Genomic DNA, 14,862 nt, shown 5'->3' with positions numbered 1-14,862 from the left:
ACTTATGAAATCGTTATTATCTCAAGTTTATATAAAATCACATAGTATTTATATAAAATCTCAATCAATACCTACAGTTAATCGTTATGTTTTTGCATATACAATCACAATACATAATTTAGGTAAAAAAATATTACAATTAATTAGTCGTTATTGGACCATTACTAATGGTAATGGTCAAAAAACTCAAATATATGGAGAAGGAGTAATAGGTAAAAAACCATATATTAGACCAGGAAATGATTTTCATTATACTAGTGGAGCAATTTTAGAAACTCCAATTGGAATAATGCAGGGACATTATATTATGATAGATGAAAAAAATAATGTTTATCATGTAGATATTCCAATTTTTCGTTTAGCAATTAAAACTTACATTCATTAATATATAAAAAAATGACTACTTATCTTATTGGTGATATTCACGGATACTATAATGAATTTATTTCCTTGTTAAAAAAAATTCATTTTAATTGTAAAAAAGATCAATTATGGGTTACAGGAGATCTTATTGCAAGAGGTCCAGATTCTATAAAAGTATTATGTTATTTATATTCTATTAAAGATTCTGTAAAATTAGTTTTAGGAAATCATGACTTATATTTAATATCATTAGTCTTAGACTATAATATTAATAATAATTATAATAAAATTAATGATTCACAAATTTTACAATTATTAAAAAATGAAAAAATTATATTTATTGTAAATTATTGGTTAAAATATCAACCATTAATACAATATGATAAAAATAAGAAAATTTTAATGTCTCATGCTGGTATCACACCACAATGGAATAATATAAAAGAAATATTATCTTTTGCTTATGAAGCAAAGAATATTATTTCTGGAAAAAATAATAAAATATTTCTTGATTATATAAATAATGAAAATTATCAGGTTAATGATTGGGAAAAAAATACACTAATAGGATTTAAACGTTTTAATTTTATTGTAAATTCGTTAACAAAAATGAGATATTGTTATCCAAATGGTACATTAGAAATGTTTACTAAAAAAGCTCCTAATGATATTTTATCTAAGACATTAAAACCTTGGTTTTGGATACCTAATATTTTATATAAAAAATATACAATATTTTTTGGACATTGGTCTGATTTACAAGGAGGAAAATACACACCTAAAAAAATTATAGGATTAGATACTGGATGTTGTTGGGGTAAAAAATTAACAATTTATTCATGGGAAAAAAAACAATTTTTTAGTAAAATTTGTAAAATTTAAAATGTATATATTATTACCAATAAGTCAATATTTATTACGTTTGTTTAAAAATAAATTTATTAATCATAGAGTAATTTTTGCTGGAAATATACAAGATACAATGCCAATTTATTTAAATACTTTAATAAGTTTTATAAATACTCATAAATATGATTATTATATATGGTTAAAAAAAATGATAAATAATAATATTTATTATGGCATAATGAAAGGAAATAAATATAAAAAATATAGTTTTAATGTTCTTATATTTTTTTGGTTAAAAAATAAAAAAGAATCTATTTTTATATTAAAAAATATAATATCATTTTTAACTTTTAAAAGTGATATCTATATTATAGGGGCTAATAATAGTGGTATAAAAAATATTAAAAATATAAAAGAATTAAAAATTATTTATTTTGAAAAAATTATTAATGCAAGAAAACATATTGTATTTCACGCAACTCTTAAAAAAGAAATATTTTTTAATATAAAAGATTATTGGAAATATTATTATTATAAAAATTTTAAAATATATAATTTACCCGGTATTTTTGGAAATAATAAATTTGATGATGGTAGTAAATTTTTAATTTCTACTATTATTAATTATTTAAATATTAAAGGAGAAATATTAGATTTAGGATGTGGTTCTGGTATTATTTCTACTATATTAAGTAATAATATGAAAAAAAATAAAAAAAAATTTATATTATATTCAACTGATATTGATATAAAAGCAATTATTTCAACAAAAAAAACATTAAATGTAAATTTATTAGAAAATAATAATGTATTTCCAAGTGATGTTTATTCTAAAATTAATAAAAAATTTGATTTTATTATATCAAATCCTCCTATTCATAATGATTTAAATTATTCATTAAAATTTATTTATCAAATGATAAGTAAATTTAAAGAAAAAACAAAACGTAATGGAAAATTATTATTTGTAATAAATAATTTTATATCATGTTCTAAAATTTTTAAAAAATTTTTAATTAAATTTAATATTTTATCTAAAAATAAAAATTTTTCTGTTTATAGTATAAAAAATAAATAAATAATAAGTTTTAAAAATAAGAAATTACTCATTAAAATAAAATTAATATAAAAAATAATAATATATTTACTAATAATATTTTTTATATATAATAAATATTTATTTTAAATAAAAAATTTTTAATTTATTTAAACTAAATAATTTAATTTAATATATATAATTAAAATCAAATTAATAAATAAAGAACCAAATAAAAAACTTGTTATAATCAATAGTATTGAAATGTTACAATAATATATAAAAACAAATTATATATTGATTTTTTTAAAAAAATTTGATAATTAAAATCATCTAATTTTTGTTTATTTTAATAAAATTATATAGATAAAAAATTTACATATAAAATAACATACATAATTATGTTATATTAAATATAATTTAAGAGGAAAATATGATATTAGTTACTAAAAAAGCTCCTGATTTTAATGCACCTGCTGTTCTTCCTGATGGTTTGATAATTGATAATTTTAATTTATATAAATATTCAAAAAATACAATAACTATAATATTTTTTTGGCCTTTAGATTTTACATTTGTTTGTCCTACAGAAATTATAACATTTAATAAATATTATAATCATTTTAAAAAAAGAAATGTAAAAATTTTAGGTATTTCATGTGACTCACAATTTGTACATTATGCTTGGAGAAATACTCCAATCAATCAAGGAGGAATTGGAAATATTAAATTTATAATGATATCTGATATCAAAAAAAATATACAAAAATCTTATGGAATTGAACATCCTGAATTAAGTATAGCATTAAGAGCTTTATTTTTAATAGATAAAAAAGGAATAGTAAGACATCAATTAATAAATGATTTACCATTTGGTAGAAATATAAATGAAGTTATTAGAATGATTGATGCTGTAGAACATAATGAAAAATATGGTGATGTTTGTCCTGCACAATGGGAAAAAGGTAAAAAAAGTATAAATCCTACTTCTAAAGGAATTATAAATTATTTATCTAATAATATAAATGAATTATATTAATTTTTTATTTTAAAAAATATCAATACATTGGGCACGATAACGTAAAAAATGATCCATTAAAATTATAGCAACCATTGCTTCACCTATAGGAACAGCTCTAATTCCAACACAAGGATCATGACGTCCTTGTGTAATACAAGATGTTTCTTGTCCTGAGTAATTAATTGTTTTTCCTGGAATAGAAATACTAGAAGTAGGTTTTACTACAAAATTTATAACAATATTTTGTCCCGTACTAATTCCTCCTAATATTCCTCCTGAATTATTACTTTTAAATCCATTTGATCTTATTTCATCTCTATATTTACTTCCTAATTTATTAATAGAATTAAATCCATCTCCTATTTCTATTCCTTTAACAGCATTAATACTCATTATAGCATGTGCTATATCTGCATCTAATTTATCAAATACTGGTTCTCCTAATCCTATTGGCACATTTTCAACAACTATAGTAATTTTTGCTCCTATAGAATCACCATTTTTTTTTAAATTATTTATCATATCTTGTAAAGATTTTATCTGATATTTATTAGGACAAAAAAAAGGATTTTTATTTACTTCTTCCCAGTTATCAAAATTACAAACTATATTACCCATTTGAGATAAATATCCTTGAATTTTTAAATTAAATTTCATTAATAAATATTTTTTAGCGACAGCTCCTGCTGCAACACGCATAGTTGTTTCTCTAGCTGAAGAACGGCCACCACCTCTATAATCTCTAATTCCGTATTTTTTTTCATAAGTATAATCAGCGTGTCCAGGACGAAAAACATTTTTTAAGTTATCATAATCTTTAGATCTAATATCCATATTATTAATCATGAGACCAATACTGGTTCCTGTTGTTAAACCATTAAATATTCCGGATAAAATTTTTATTTTATCTTTTTCTTTACGAGGAGAAGTATATTTTGATAATCCTGGTTTTCGTCTATCTAAATCTTTTTGTAAATCATTTATTTTTAAAGGTATTTTTGGAGGAACTCCATCTATAATACATCCCAAAGATACACCATGAGATTCACCAAAAGTTGTAACTTTAAATAATTGTCCAATACTATTTCCAGCCATAAAAATACTCCTTAATTTTAAAAATTATATAAAGAATCTATATACTAAATATTTTTGATTTTAAATATACCTATACCTCCATTTTTTATATTAATCCATTGAAAAAATTTTTCTGGATATTTTTTTATTATATCTGCCATTTTATCTCCTACTTCACAAATTAAGATACCATCTTTTTTAAGATAATAAAATGATTGAGATATTATTTTTTCAATAATTTCTATACCATTATTATCTGAAATTAAACTAATTTTAGGTTCATATGAATATTCTTTTGGTAAAAAATTTATATCTTTTTTATCTACATATGGTGGATTAGTAATAATTAAATCATAAGTTAACTTTTCTAATTTTTCAAATAAATTACTACAAATAGGAGTAATTTTATTTTCTAATCCATGTAATTGTATATTATACTCTGCTACATTAATTGCATCTAAAGAAATATCTACTGCATCTATATGTGCATCAGGAAATAAATATGAACAAGCAATTGCAATACAACCACTTCCAGTACATAAATCTAATATATGTTTAGGTTTTTTATAAGGAGAAATAATAGATTTAAATTTATTATTGATTAATTCAGAAATTGGAGATCTAGGTATTAATACTCGATTATCAATGTATAATTCATGTCCACAAAACCAAGTTCTTTTAGTTAAATATACTACAGGAATTTTTTTTTTTATACGTTTTAATACTAGTTTAAAAATTAATTTACGTTCTTTAAGAGTTAGTTTAGCTTTATAAATTTTTTTCCATAAATAAGGAGGTAAACCTAGAAAAGATAAAACTAAATGTAACGCTTCGTCCCATGGATTATCATTACCATGACCATACCATAAATTAGATATATTAAAACAACTTGTTATCCAACGTATTATATCTTCAATTGATAATAATTCGTATATAATTTCTTTATTAAGAAGATTATTTAATTTTATTACCATATAATATATCCTATAATAAAAATAATATTAAAATAATTTAAATATAAAAATATATTTTATGATATTATGCAAAAAAAATTTTATACTCCCCTGACTGGATTCGAACCAGTGACATACGGATTAACAGTCCGCCGTTCTACCAACTGAACTACAGAGGATTATTTTAATATGATATTATATTTATTATTTATGTGTCAAGAAAATTATATTATACAATATATTTAGACTAAATTTTTTAATTTATATAAATATTTTATTTAAAAAATTTTATAATAAATTAATTTTAAAAAATTAATTTATTTATTTAATATTATATATTTTTTAATTGTTGAAAATATATTTCATATATTTTACTTATATTTGTACCTACATCATTTTGCCATGTGCCTTTTTTAATTATTTCATTATTTGGATATAACATATTATTATTAATCATATTTTTTGGTAGTAATTTTTGAGCTTCTAAATTAGGGGTAGAATATCCAGTTATTATAGCTATTTGAGCTGCTATGTCTGGTCTTAATAAAAAATTAATTAATTTTAAAGCTCCTTCAACATTTTTTGCATTAGTTGGTATTACAAAACTATCCATCCAAAAAATTCCTCCTTCTTTAGGCCAAATAAATTTTAAAGGAATACCTAATTTTTTTACAGAATAAGCAGCCCCATTCCATATCATACCTATATTTACTGATTCATCCATAAAAGGATAACCAGGATTATCAGAATTAAATGAAATAACATTTTTCATTAATTTTTTTAATTCTATAAAAGCTTTTTTAATATATTTTAAATTTTTAGTATTACCAGGATAACCTAATTTTATTAAAGCAATTTGAAATACTTCTTTTGCATCATCTATTAATGAAATAGATTTATAATATTTTTTATTCCATAAATCAGACCAACTATTTATATATTTAGGATTTATTTTATTTGTATTAACTCCTATAGCTGTTGCACCCCATATGTATGGTATTGAGTATTCATTATTTAAATCAAAGGGTTTATTTAAAAACTTAATATCTAAATTAGAAAAATTAGTTAATTTTTTTTTTTCTATTTTTTGTATCATACCTTCATTTTTCATTTTAGAGACAAAATATGTAGAAGGAACAATCAAATCATATGATTGCTTTTTATAAGTTTTTAATTTTGTATACATGCTTTCATTAGAATCATATGTAGAATAAATAACTTTGATACCAGTTTCTTTTGTAAATTTTTTTAAAATTTTATCTGGAACATATTCTGTCCAATTATAAAAAAAAACAGTTTCTTGATAAGATTTATAATTACTTAAATATTTTTTTGTTATTGGTAATAATATTAATATAAAAATAATACAAATTAATCTTAAAAATAAAAACATTATTTTAAACCTTATAATTTAAAGTTAAATTTATAATTTTATAGTTATAGTTTCTACTTCAATTTTAATATTTTTAGATAATTTAGATACTTCTAAATATATTTTTGTAGGATAATTTACAATATTTTTTAAAAAATACTTTTCATAAATAATATTTATTTTATCATAATTATCTAAATTTTTTAAAAATATTGTAATTTTAATTATATTTTTTATAGAAAACTTAATTTTTTTAAATATATATCTTATATTTTTAAAAACTTGAAAATTTTTTTATTAATACTTAATTATATAATCACATTAATTTGATTTATAGGAATTTGGTCAGAAATAAAAATAATATTTTTAAATAAAATTTAAAATTATTAATTTGAATAAAATATTAAAATTAAAAATTTTAATATTTTTTTTTTAATAAAGTAGATGTCATTACAGCTTTAATAGTATGTATTTTATTTTCTGCTTGTTGAAAAATAATACTATTATTAGATTCAAAAACTTCATTTGTAATTTCTAATCCATTAAATAATTTATATTTAGATATAATTTCTTTAGTAAAAAGTTTTTTATAATGATTATATAAATGTAAAGAAGGCAAACAATGCATAACTTTAATATTAGGATTGTTACTTTTTATTAATAATAATTTATTTACTTGATAATTAGAAAATATTTTAATTTTTTTTTCCCATAATTTTAAAGATGTTTTTTCTCCCATAGATAACCAAACGTCAGTATAAACAAAATCAGCATTTTTAATGCCTATATCAATATTATTTGTTATATGAATCTTATTTTTATTTTTTATTTTTTTTAAAATATTATTTATATATGGATTATTATTTGCTTCAATTTTTTGTGGAGAAATTAAATATAATTCAAAATCAATTATAATTGATGCTTCTATTAAGCTTAAAGATATATTATTATTTATGTCACCTATGTAAGATAATTTTATTTGATCTATATTTTTATTTTTTGTATGTTCTTTAATAGTTAATAAATCTGCTAATATTTGAGTAGGATGAAATTCATTTGTTAAACCATTCCATACAGGAATTTTAGAATATTTAGCAAAAATTTCTAAATTTTTTTGATATTTTCCTCTATACTGTAATCCATTATACATATTACTTAAAATTCTTGCAGAATCTTTTAATGATTCTTTATATCCTATATGACTATTTTTAATATCTAAATAAGTAACATTAGCTCCTTGATCAAAACAAGCTATTTCAAATGAACATCTAGTTCGTGTTGAATTTTTTTCAAAAATTAGAATAATATTTTTATTTATTAATGTTTTTTTTTCTTGAAAATTTTTTTTATCATATTTTAATTTTTCTGAAATTTTAATTAATTCAAAAATATCTTTTTTTGAAAAATCTGATAGTTTTAAAAAATGTTTATTATAAAATTGATTCATAATATAAATCCTTCTTTATAAATAATTTTAAATTAATAATAAATATTATAAATTTTTAATTAATAAAATTTTTTTTAATAATTCTTTTTTTAAAATTTTACAATTTTTTATTTTTTCTAATCTTTTTTTTATAATTTGTTGTGGAGCTTTAGATAAAAAATTTTTATTTGTAATATTTTTGTTTAAAATATTTATTATTTTTTGATTATCTTGTAATTTTTTAATAATTTTATTTAATAATTCTTTTTGATTAATAATTTTCTTATTTAAGGTTATTGCAAATTCAATTTTATTTATTTTATTTATTAATGATTTTTCAGGAAAATCAATATTTTCTTGAATAAAAAAAATTTTTTGAAGATGTGCAAATTTTTTTAAAATATTTATATTTTTTTTAAAAAAAATATTTAATTCATAATCGATATTTTTTATATATAAATTAATTTTTGTATTATTATTTATATTCATTTCTATTTTAGATTTACGAATAGTTGTAATTATTTTCATAAAAATGTTAAAAATATCTATAGATTTTTGATTTATTTTTAATTTATCAAACTTAGGAAAAGCTTTTATCATAATACTATCATTATACTTATTTTTATCATTTTTATTTATTTCTTGCCATATATATTCAGTAATAAATGGAATTATAGGATGTGATAATTTTAATAATGATTTAAAAAGATGATATAAAGTATAATATGTTCCTGAGTATTTTGATTGATTTTTTTCTTGAAAAATTAATTTACTATATTCTAAGTACCAATTACAAAATTTATTCCATATAAAATTATATAAAATATTAGTAGAATAATCAAAACGATATGCATTAAATGATTTTGTATAAGATTTAATTACTAAATGGTATTCAGACCAAATCCATTTATCTACTAAAGATAAATTTTCTTTATTTTTAATAAATTCATATTTTATATTTTTTAATATAAAAAAACTTGCATTCCAAATTTTATTACAAAAATTACGATATCCTTCTAATCTATTTATATCCCAATATATATCACGTCCCGTAGATGATAAAGAAGCTAATGTAAATCTTAATGCATCTGCTCCGTAAATTATATTTGATATTTTTTTTTCTATATTTTTTTTAAAAAATTTAATTTCATGGTTTTTTTTATAATTTTGATTATTCAATATATTTTTAGATAAAGTACCTTCAATAAAATCTATAGGATTAACAATATTATTTTTAGATTTAGACATTTTATTTCCTTTATTATCTCTTATTAATCCTGTCATTAATATGTCTTTAAAAGGAATTTGTGGAATATTATTTTTGTTTTTAACAAAATACATTGTCATCATTATCATTCTTGATATCCAAAAAAAAATAATATCAAAACCACTTACAATTACACTTGTAGGATGAAATAAGAAAAAATCTTTTTTATTTTTAGGCCAATCTAATGTAATAAAAGTCCATAAACTTGATGAAAACCATGTATCTAAAACATCAGAATCTTGTATTAAACATATTTTTTTATTTAAATTATATTTCTTTCTTATTTCTTTTAAATTTTTACCTACATAAATATTATTATTTTGATCATACCAAGCGGGTATTTGATGTCCCCACCATAGTTGTCTAGATATACACCAATCTTGAATATTATTCATCCAAGAATAAAACATATTTTTGTACTGTTTAGGAAAAAAATTTATTTGTTTTGTTTTTACAGCATTAATTGCATTTTTTGATAAAATTTTTGTATTAAGATACCATTGATTTGTTAACATAGGAATAATTACTGTATTACTACGAATATTAAATGGAATAAGTGTAAATTTTTTTTTGTATGAATCCAATAGTCCTTGTTTTTTTATTTTTTTTATAATAATATTTCTTGCTTCTATAAAATTAATTTTTTGTAATTTTTTAGGTATATTTTCAGATAAAATATTTATTTTTTTTTTATTATTATAAATTTGATATTTATTTGCAATATTACCATTTAAATCAAAAATATTAATTAGAGGTAGGTTATGTTTTATTGCAATTTTATAATCATTAAAATCATGAGCCGGACTAATTTTAACACATCCAGTTCCTTTTTCTATTTTAGCATAATTATCAGCTATAATAGGAATTTTACGTTTAATTATCGGTATAATTACAAATTTTCCAATTAAATTATTATACCTTTTATCTAATGGATTAATTGCTATTGCAGTATCAGCCAATAATGTTTCAGGACGAGTCGTTGCTACAATTAAATAATTTTTATTATCTAAAGTTTTTATTTTATTTGCTAATAAATATTTTATATACCAAATATTTGTTTTTATTTTTTTATGTTCTACTTCTAAATCAGAAATTACAGTTTTTAATTTAAAATCCCAATGAATTAATTTTTTCTTTTTATATACTAATCCATTATTATAAAGTAAGATAAAAATATTTCTTACAGATTTAGTAAATTTACTATCCATTGTAAATCTTGTTCTTTCCCAATTTGCAGATAAACCTAAACTTTTCATTTGATTATAAATAATATTACTATATTTTTTTTTCCATTTCCAAATATTTTCTAAAAAAAATTTTTTATTATAATCATTTTTTGTTTTTCCTGTTTCTTTAAAAATTTTTTGTTCTATTAAACTTTGTGTTGCAATACCTGCATGATCTATTCCTACTTGACATAATACATTTTCTCCTAACATACGATGATAACGTATTAAGATATCAATAATTGTATATTGTAACGCATGTCCCATATGTAAATATCCAGTAATATTAGGAGGTGGAACCATAATAGAAAAATATTTTTTAGGATTTTCTAATTTATTTTTTAAATATTTATTATTTTCCCAGTAATTATAAATTTTTTTTTCAAAAAAACTTGGATTATATATTTTATCCATGATAAAAAATATCCTATATATAAATAAAATTTATATTAAATTAATTATTTGTTTTGTAATTTAATGTCTCATTAATTAAAAATTGACATAACATATTAATAGGTCTTCCTGAAGAAATTGCCTTTTGATTTAAATAATACCATGCTGTTCCTGCAATATCTATATGAGCCCATTTATATTTTTTAGTAAATTTAGATAAAAAACATGCTGCAGTAATTGCGCCAGCTGAACCATTACTACTATTAACTAAATTAGCAAAATTAGATTTTAATTGATCATGATAATTTTTATCATCTATAGGTAACTCCCAAATACGATCATCTGTTTCTAAAGAAGATTTTATAAGATTATTAGATAATTTTTTATTATTAGACATTAGACCACTTATATTATTACCTAATGCTATAACACAAGCTCCTGTTAAAGTAGCAATATCAATAACATATTTAGGATTATATTTTTTAATATATGTTAATACGTCACATAAAATTAAACGTCCTTCTGCATCTGTGTTTGTAATTTCAACAGTTAATCCCGACATTGTTTTTATAATATCACTAGGTCTATATGCTTTACTACTTGGCATATTTTCACATCCAGCTATAATAGCAATAATATTTAATGGTAATTTAAGTTTAGCTATTGCATATATAGTTCCATATACAGCTGCTGCACCACACATATCATATTTCATTTCTTCCATATTTTTGCTTGGTTTTAAAGATATACCTCCAGAATCAAAAGTTACTCCTTTACCTAATAATATTATAGGTTGTAATTTATCATTATTTTGATATTTTAAAATAGAAATAAAAGGTTTATTTTTAGAACCTTTACTTACTGCAAGATAAGCATTCATACCTATTTTTTTCATAACATTTTTATCAATAATTTTTACAAAGATATTTTTATATTTTTTTGCTAATGCTAATGATTTAATGGATAAATACTTAGGAGTACATATATTTGGTGGAAGATTAGCTATATTTTTAGCTTTTTTTATACCTAAATTAATTGCTTTTGCATGATTTATAGCAGTATAATAAATATTAGAATTATTGTTATTAATATTAAATATTATTTTTGATAAAAATTGTGATGAGTTATTTTGAAATTTATTAAATACATAAATATTATTTTCAATAATATTAATTGTATCTCTTATATTCCAGTATAATGTACAGTTATTTATTTTTATATCTGTAAGATACCAGATAATTTCTTTAATTTTATATTTTTTTAATGTATTAATAACATTATTAATTATTAATTTATTTGTTGTTCTATTAATTTTTTCTTTAATACCACAACCAATAATCATTACCTTTTTAAATGAAAAATTAGGAATTTGATATAAAATTATATTTTGATTAATTTTACCTTTTATATTATTTTTTTTTAATATATCTAATATATAATTATTAGATATAATATTAATTTTTTTTGTAATTTTAGAAAGTTTATATTTTTCAAATATAGGTATCACAATACAATCTAATAAATTTTTTTTAAAAAAAGTTATTTTTTCTGCTACATATTTCATTTATAATCTCCAAAATATATAGAAATAAAGATAATTATATATAATAAATAAAAATTATTTTTATGTATTAAAAGTATTAAAATAAATAATAGAATATTGAATATACTAATATATAATAGTATTTAAAAAAATAATATTATATAAATATTTTTATTTTAAAGAAAATTTATATTAGTAATTGAATTGTTTCATAATTAGTTAAAAAAATTAGAAATTTTAAAAATAAATTTGTTCCTCCCCCTTGATGAGTACAGATGTGTCCCCATTTCCTCTTCATCAAGGATTATGTTTTAGAATATATAAAAATTAAATATATTATAATTATTTATATATAAAAATTTTTATTATAAAAATAATTATAAATTTATAGGAGTTATTTAAATGAGTAAAATAATTGGTATTGATTTAGGAACAACTAATTCCTGTGTAGCAATTATAGATGGAATTAAAGCTCGTGTTTTAGAAAACGCTGAAGGAGATAGAACAACTCCTTCTATTATTGCATATACCCAAGATGGTGAAATTTTAGTAGGACAACCAGCAAAAAGACAAGCTATTACTAATCCTAAAAATACTCTTTTTGCAATTAAAAGATTAATAGGAAGACGTTTTGATGATGAAGAAGTACAACGCGATATAAAAATAATGCCTTATAAAATTGTAAGAGCAAATAATGGTGATGCTTGGATAGATATTAAAGGGAAAAAAATGGCTCCACCACAAATTTCAGCTGAAGTTTTAAAAAAAATGAAAAAAACAGCTGAAGATTTTTTAGGAGTAAAAGTAAATGCAGCTGTTATTACAGTACCTGCATATTTTAATGATGCTCAACGTCAAGCAACAAAAGATGCTGGTCGTATAGCAGGTTTAGAAGTAAAAAGAATTATTAATGAACCTACAGCTGCTGCATTAGCATATGGTTTAGATAAACAACAGGGTAATCGTACTATAGCTGTATATGATTTAGGTGGAGGTACATTTGATATTTCTATTATTGAAATAGATAATGTTGATGGAGAAAAAACATTTGAAGTTTTATCAACTAATGGAGATACTCATTTAGGAGGAGAAGATTTTGATAGTCGTATAATTAATTATTTAGTAACAGAATTTAAAAAAGATCAGGGAATAGATTTAAAAAATGATCCATTAGCAATGCAAAGATTAAAAGAATCTGCAGAAAAAGCAAAAATTGAATTATCTTCAACACAACAAACTGATGTTAATTTACCATATATTACAGCTGATGCTTCAGGTCCAAAACATTTAAATATTAAATTAACAAGGGCAAAATTAGAGTCTTTAGTGGAAGATTTAATAGATAAATCAATTAAACCATTAAAGATAGCTTTAAAAGATGCTAATTTAACTATTTCAAATATTAATGATGTTATTTTAGTAGGTGGACAAACTCGTATGCCTATGGTTCAAAATAAAGTAACATCATTTTTTGGTAAAGATCCAAGAAAAGATGTTAATCCTGATGAAGCTGTAGCAATAGGAGCAGCGGTACAAGGAGGAGTATTAGCTGGAGATGTAAAAGATGTATTATTATTAGATGTTACTCCATTATCTTTGGGAATTGAAACTATTGGTGGAATAATGACTCCATTAATTAATAAAAATACTACTATTCCTACTAAACATAGTCAAATATTTTCAACAGCTGAAGATAATCAATCTTCTGTAACTATTCATATTTTGCAAGGAGAACGTAAAAGAGCAAATGATAATAAATCTTTAGGTCAATTTAATTTAGATGGTATTAGTCCTGCTCCTAGAGGAATTCCTCAGATAGAAGTTACATTTGATATAGATGCGGATGGAATTTTACATGTTTCTGCGAAAGATAAAAAAAGTGGTAAAGAACAAAAAATTACTATACAAGCATCATCAGGTTTAAATAAACAAGAAGTAGAAAATATGATAAAAGATGCAGAAGCAAATAGTGAATCTGATCGTCTTTTTGAAGAATTAGTTAAAATACGTAATGAAGGAGATCAATTAATACATAATACAGAAAAAAAAATAAAAGAAGTTGATAATCAAATTAAACCAAAAGATAAATTATCAATTAATAATGCAATTAATGAATTAAATAAATCTCTTAAAAAAGAAAATAAAAAAGATATACAAGAAAAAATACAAAAATTAATTGAATTATCTAGTAACATCATGACTTTAAATAAAGATAAAAATAATACACAAAAAAAAAATAGTAATGTGAAAAATGATAATCAAGATAATGAAGTTGTGGATGCTGAATTTGAAGAAATTAAAGAGAAAAAAAAATAATTATTTTTATATTTAATTTTTTT

General features: G+C 20.1%; 11 protein-coding genes, 1 tRNA gene and 1 pseudogene. 5 read left to right on the top strand and 8 right to left on the bottom strand.

The genetic code is table 11. The features are described 5' to 3' along the window. Positions 1-4 precede the first annotated feature (4 nt). The 4 genes from apaG to GJT92_RS00780 all read left to right on the top strand — a co-directional run bounded on the left by apaG (position 5) and on the right by GJT92_RS00780 (position 3,287). Positions 5-385 (top strand): Co2+/Mg2+ efflux protein ApaG, encoded by a 381-nt coding sequence (gene apaG / locus GJT92_RS00795; RefSeq protein ID WP_168919611.1) that lies wholly within the window; start codon positions 5-7, stop codon positions 383-385. Positions 386-396: 11 nt separating this feature from the next. Further along, positions 397-1,245 (top strand): bis(5'-nucleosyl)-tetraphosphatase (symmetrical) ApaH, encoded by an 849-nt coding sequence (gene apaH, locus GJT92_RS00790; protein WP_168919610.1) that lies wholly within the window; start codon positions 397-399, stop codon positions 1,243-1,245. Position 1,246: 1 nt separating this feature from the next. After that, positions 1,247-2,290 (top strand): methyltransferase, encoded by a 1,044-nt coding sequence (locus GJT92_RS00785; RefSeq protein WP_168919609.1) that lies wholly within the window; start codon positions 1,247-1,249, stop codon positions 2,288-2,290. 391 nt (positions 2,291-2,681) lie between these two features. Beyond that, entirely contained in the window at positions 2,682-3,287 is a 606-nt protein-coding gene (locus GJT92_RS00780) for a redoxin domain-containing protein (protein WP_168919608.1), read from the top strand. A gap of 9 nt (positions 3,288-3,296) precedes the next feature. On the opposite strand, the gene aroC is transcribed toward GJT92_RS00780, so the two are convergent. The 8 genes and pseudogenes from aroC to GJT92_RS00740 form a co-directional block, all read right to left on the bottom strand. After that, positions 3,297-4,364: a chorismate synthase gene (gene aroC, locus GJT92_RS00775; protein ID WP_168919607.1), complete on the bottom strand. Its 1,068-nt coding sequence runs from the start codon at positions 4,362-4,364 to the stop codon at positions 3,297-3,299. Positions 4,365-4,408: 44 nt separating this feature from the next. After that, a complete protein-coding gene (prmB, locus tag GJT92_RS00770) occupies positions 4,409-5,317 on the bottom strand; it encodes a 50S ribosomal protein L3 N(5)-glutamine methyltransferase (protein WP_168919606.1) in 909 nt (302 codons plus the stop codon). A gap of 85 nt (positions 5,318-5,402) precedes the next feature. Further along, a tRNA-Asn gene (locus tag GJT92_RS00765) sits at positions 5,403-5,475 on the bottom strand. A 152-nt stretch (positions 5,476-5,627) separates the two neighbouring features. After that, complete coding sequence (locus tag GJT92_RS00760; protein ID WP_168919605.1) at positions 5,628-6,689, bottom strand: extracellular solute-binding protein; 1,062 nt, start codon at positions 6,687-6,689, stop codon at positions 5,628-5,630. A gap of 30 nt (positions 6,690-6,719) precedes the next feature. Continuing rightward, a pseudogene (locus GJT92_RS02275) lies at positions 6,720-6,941 on the bottom strand (Rid family hydrolase); the annotation flags it as partial. 145 nt (positions 6,942-7,086) lie between these two features. Then, positions 7,087-8,115, bottom strand: coding sequence for an ornithine carbamoyltransferase (argF, locus tag GJT92_RS00750; RefSeq protein WP_168919604.1), 1,029 nt, complete (start codon positions 8,113-8,115; stop codon positions 7,087-7,089). Between the two features lie 45 nt (positions 8,116-8,160). Continuing rightward, positions 8,161-11,001 (bottom strand): valine--tRNA ligase, encoded by a 2,841-nt coding sequence (locus GJT92_RS00745; RefSeq protein ID WP_168919603.1) that lies wholly within the window; start codon positions 10,999-11,001, stop codon positions 8,161-8,163. A 40-nt stretch (positions 11,002-11,041) separates the two neighbouring features. After that, positions 11,042-12,544 (bottom strand): leucyl aminopeptidase, encoded by a 1,503-nt coding sequence (locus GJT92_RS00740; RefSeq protein WP_168919602.1) that lies wholly within the window; start codon positions 12,542-12,544, stop codon positions 11,042-11,044. A 381-nt stretch (positions 12,545-12,925) separates the two neighbouring features. Between GJT92_RS00740 and dnaK the strand changes: the two genes are divergently transcribed. After that, entirely contained in the window at positions 12,926-14,839 is a 1,914-nt protein-coding gene (gene dnaK / locus GJT92_RS00735) for a molecular chaperone DnaK (protein WP_168919601.1), read from the top strand. The last annotated feature ends 23 nt before the right edge of the window (positions 14,840-14,862 follow it).

It is taken from the genome of Enterobacteriaceae endosymbiont of Donacia clavipes, from assembly GCF_012570365.1.
Lineage (GTDB): Bacteria > Pseudomonadota > Gammaproteobacteria > Enterobacterales > Enterobacteriaceae.
This window is presented reverse-complemented; position numbering and strand designations above follow the sequence as displayed.

Coding starts and splice junctions, on each gene's coding strand:
- apaG (WP_168919611.1), top strand. CDS start 5: ATGAAATCGTTATTATCTCAAGTTTATATAAAATCACATAGTATTTAT.
- apaH (WP_168919610.1), top strand. CDS start 397: ATGACTACTTATCTTATTGGTGATATTCACGGATACTATAATGAATTT.
- GJT92_RS00785 (WP_168919609.1), top strand. CDS start 1,247: ATGTATATATTATTACCAATAAGTCAATATTTATTACGTTTGTTTAAA.
- GJT92_RS00780 (WP_168919608.1), top strand. CDS start 2,682: ATGATATTAGTTACTAAAAAAGCTCCTGATTTTAATGCACCTGCTGTT.
- aroC (WP_168919607.1), bottom strand. CDS start 4,364: ATGGCTGGAAATAGTATTGGACAATTATTTAAAGTTACAACTTTTGGT.
- prmB (WP_168919606.1), bottom strand. CDS start 5,317: ATGGTAATAAAATTAAATAATCTTCTTAATAAAGAAATTATATACGAA.
- GJT92_RS00760 (WP_168919605.1), bottom strand. CDS start 6,689: ATGTTTTTATTTTTAAGATTAATTTGTATTATTTTTATATTAATATTA.
- argF (WP_168919604.1), bottom strand. CDS start 8,115: ATGAATCAATTTTATAATAAACATTTTTTAAAACTATCAGATTTTTCA.
- GJT92_RS00745 (WP_168919603.1), bottom strand. CDS start 11,001: ATGGATAAAATATATAATCCAAGTTTTTTTGAAAAAAAAATTTATAAT.
- GJT92_RS00740 (WP_168919602.1), bottom strand. CDS start 12,544: ATGAAATATGTAGCAGAAAAAATAACTTTTTTTAAAAAAAATTTATTA.
- dnaK (WP_168919601.1), top strand. CDS start 12,926: ATGAGTAAAATAATTGGTATTGATTTAGGAACAACTAATTCCTGTGTA.